The organism is Candidatus Saccharimonadales bacterium, from assembly GCA_036397795.1.
Classification (GTDB): domain Bacteria; phylum Patescibacteriota; class Saccharimonadia; order Saccharimonadales; family DASWIF01; genus DASWIF01.
The window spans coordinates 1-2,615 of the sequence record DASWIF010000060.1 but is presented as its reverse complement, the minus strand read 5'-3'; the positions used below and the strand labels follow the sequence as shown (position 1 = coordinate 2,615).

Annotated in this window: 2 protein-coding genes and 1 pseudogene; all 3 read right to left on the bottom strand. The window is 51.1% G+C overall.

The features are described from left to right. Positions 1–113: 113 nt before the first annotated feature. Positions 114–1,208 carry a hypothetical protein gene (locus VGA08_03650; protein HEX9679688.1) on the bottom strand — a complete coding sequence of 365 codons (1,095 nt, stop codon included), beginning with the start codon at positions 1,206–1,208 and terminating at the stop codon, positions 114–116. 18 nt (positions 1,209–1,226) lie between these two features. Next, positions 1,227–2,024, bottom strand: a pseudogene (gene metK, locus VGA08_03645) (methionine adenosyltransferase). 12 nt (positions 2,025–2,036) lie between these two features. Further along, a complete protein-coding gene (locus tag VGA08_03640; GenBank protein ID HEX9679687.1) occupies positions 2,037–2,396 on the bottom strand; it encodes an S-adenosylmethionine synthetase N-terminal domain-containing protein in 360 nt (119 codons plus the stop codon). Between the last annotated feature and the right edge of the window lie 219 nt (positions 2,397–2,615).

Below are 2,615 nucleotides of genomic sequence, written 5' to 3'. Positions count from 1 at the left end.
CGGAACGACAAATTGCTGCATAGGTTAGGGTTGTAGGCTGTAGGTTTTAGGTTGTAGGTTGTAGTTTGTAGTTCTGCCCTCAACTAAAAATCTAAGAAGCTACAAGCTACTGCCTAATATCGTAAACTGCTATTTAAATCCATAATCGCGTCGAACTCTTCACTCGTCAGTGTTGGCTGGGCGGTCGTTGGGGATTGGGCGATAAGTTCGGCAATCGACTTTTTGCTCTCCATGCTCTGATCACCAAGTTTTAAATAGAGCCGGTTCAGCGAACTTTCTTTCCAAGCTTTTATTCCCTCAACTCTTTTGGCAAACGAATCCTGCTCCAGCAGATCAATTTTTTCAAGTATCTTCTCGGCCGCGGCCAGCGGTTCGGGCGCTAAGTGCCGGAAATCTTCAAGCGTTAACGAACGCAATTCTTCAGCCGGGCCGGTTAAACGCGGCCGGAACTTAACGTCCTGGATACGCTGCGGTTTGCCAACGTTTGGAGCGAGCGGAGTTAAAGGACGCTGAGCAATTTTTGGCGCGACCGGCGGCTGACTGGGTTTACTCTGGCTGACAACCGCTGGAGAAATCGGGCGCGATGTACCAGGTCGAGACTCTGCCCGAACATGGCTGGGCAAGGCTTGTGGCTCTGAATCTTTGGCCGGAAATTTGAGAACCGGCGGTTCAGTTGGTTTTACTCCAGACCCTGACAGGAGCTGTTCGGCCTCGGCCCGCAAATCCGCAAAGTCCTGGCGGGTCATGGTCTGCCGATGCCGGTCATGCAGCGAGCCGGCTTGCTCGTTAATCAAACGCAGTAGCTGATCGGCCTGAGCCGGTTCAAGCCCGAGCCCGCCAACCAGCGGCGAGTCAATTAAAATCTCTCGGGTTTGAATACTGTTGCGCACGCCCCGGAACCGAGCTTCAATAATCCGCTCTAAACGCGTTTGAGCCAGCGGATCCGTAATCTTAAGTTCTGAACGCCGGATAACCGCGTCAACATCTTCGGTCACGTTCAGCGGCTCCCCGGTCGGCGTGACCGGCGTTTTAACCGCGACCCGCGCCGGAGACGCGATTGCCGGCTGACCGCCGACCAAACGCATGATCCCGGTTTCATCTTTGACAAAGATCTGCTGCTCACCAAACGGGTCACTCACGCCATCATCCGACTCATTCAAAAGCTCAAAGAAATCCAAATCTTTTCGGTTGTTTGTCTCCTCCGTCATAACTCAAGTTTAACCAAATTAAAGCAATGCCCGTCGCAGGGCCGCGGCCTTGTCTGTCTTCTCCCAGGTGAAATCCTTTTCCTTGCGTCCAAAGTGGCCGTAAGCGGCGGTCTGGCGATAAATTGGTCGTAAAAGTTTAAGCTGGGTAATAATACCCGCTGGGCTCAGATCAAAAAATTTCCGGATTTGGGCGGCAATCTTCACTTCGTCCACCCGGCCGGTTCCAAACGTATCGACTAAAATACTAATCGGTTCCGCCACTCCAATAACGTAGGCCAGCTGAACTTCGCAGCGATCCGCGAGCTTAGCCGCCACAATATTTTTAGCGATGTAGCGAGCCATGTACGACGCCGAGCGGTCAACTTTACTCGGGTCTTTGCCGGAAAACGCCCCGCCGCCATGCCGGCCGTGGCCGCCGTAGGTGTCAACAATAATTTTTCGGCCGGTCAAGCCGGCGTCCGCCGGCGGGCCGCCTTTGACAAACTTTCCGGTTGCGTTAATAAAGTAGCGGGTTTTACGATCCAGAAAGCGGCCGCAGACAGGCTTAATAACATACTTTAAAATATCACGCTCAACTCGTTTGGGGTTTACTTGAGCGTCATGCTGAGCCGCAATCACGACCGTATCAACTCTTTTCGGCTTGCCGTTGGCGTACTCAACCGCGACTTCGGCTTTGCCGTCCGGCCGCAAATAAGCAAGAGTTTTATTTTTGCGAACCTGGCTCAACCGCCGAGCCAACTTATGCGCCAGTAGAATTGGCAACGGCATATATTCCGGTGTTTCTTTGGTGGCGTAGCCGAACATCAACCCCTGGTCGCCGGCGCCCTGTTATTTATATTTGCCCTTGCCGGCGTCAACGCCCTGGGCAATGTCCGGACTTTGTTCGTTGATGCTAACCATGACGCCGCAATCCTGCCAGTGGAACCCCATTTCATGATCATCGTAACCAATCTCACGGATGGTTTTACGCACCACGGCCGCCACGTCAACATATCCTTTTGTTCGAATCTCGCCCGTGACCACTACTAAACCGGTTGTGACCATGGTTTCAATCCCGGCATGGGTGTTGCGATCCTGAGCCATAAGCGCGTCTAAAATAGCGTCTGAAATTTGATCGCAAATTTTGTCCGGGTGACCCTCGGTGACGGATTCGGAGGTGAATATATAGTTTGACCTGCTTTTTGACATTTTTAGTTGAATTTCACTTAGTAAATCCCAAAATTCAAATTATAAGTTCCAAATAAATTTTAAGACTCAATATGCTGCTACTTTATTTTTAGTGCTATGGCCGCGAAAATTTTTACAAACTCACATCCTTCCTGAACCAATGGCTCTATCCTTGAACTGAGAGTTGGATTCGCTTCAATGACCAGTTTCAACCAATATGTTGATTCCTTTGCTTCCTTG

What these genes read in the sequence shown, in the direction of transcription:
- VGA08_03650 (HEX9679688.1), bottom strand. Translation starts at nt 1,208, where the DNA reads ATGACGGAGGAGACAAACAACCGAAAAGATTTGGATTTCTTTGAGCTT.
- VGA08_03640 (HEX9679687.1), bottom strand. Translation starts at nt 2,396, where the DNA reads ATGTCAAAAAGCAGGTCAAACTATATATTCACCTCCGAATCCGTCACC.